At 64.0% G+C, this 203-nt stretch carries 1 protein-coding gene; it reads right to left on the bottom strand.

What is annotated here, in order from left to right; genetic code table 11:
- Window positions 1-203 (bottom strand): hypothetical protein (locus HFD92_RS21630; protein ID WP_167429682.1); only part of this gene is annotated, 203 nt, incomplete at both ends.

Here is a 203-nt window from a genome sequence, read left to right as displayed (position 1 = left end):
ATGCTCTGGCTCTGGGTGGTGCCCTTCTCATCGATTTCATGGCGGGTTGACTGTTTGCCGACGGTGAAGCCGATGCCGCCGCTGCCCAGCAGGCCGCTCTTTTTCTTCTCTTCCAGCTGATAGTGACTCTCGGTCTCGGTCGCCGCGCCGATCTCCACGTCGCGCCCGGCCCGCAGATTGACGTCCCGGTCGGCAACCACCGC

The sequence above is a fragment of the Pantoea sp. EKM101V genome, assembly GCF_011800325.1.
Taxonomy (GTDB): domain Bacteria; phylum Pseudomonadota; class Gammaproteobacteria; order Enterobacterales; family Enterobacteriaceae; genus Pantoea; species Pantoea anthophila.
The sequence above is the reverse complement of the archived record's forward strand: the minus strand, read 5'-3'. Positions and strand labels throughout refer to the sequence as shown.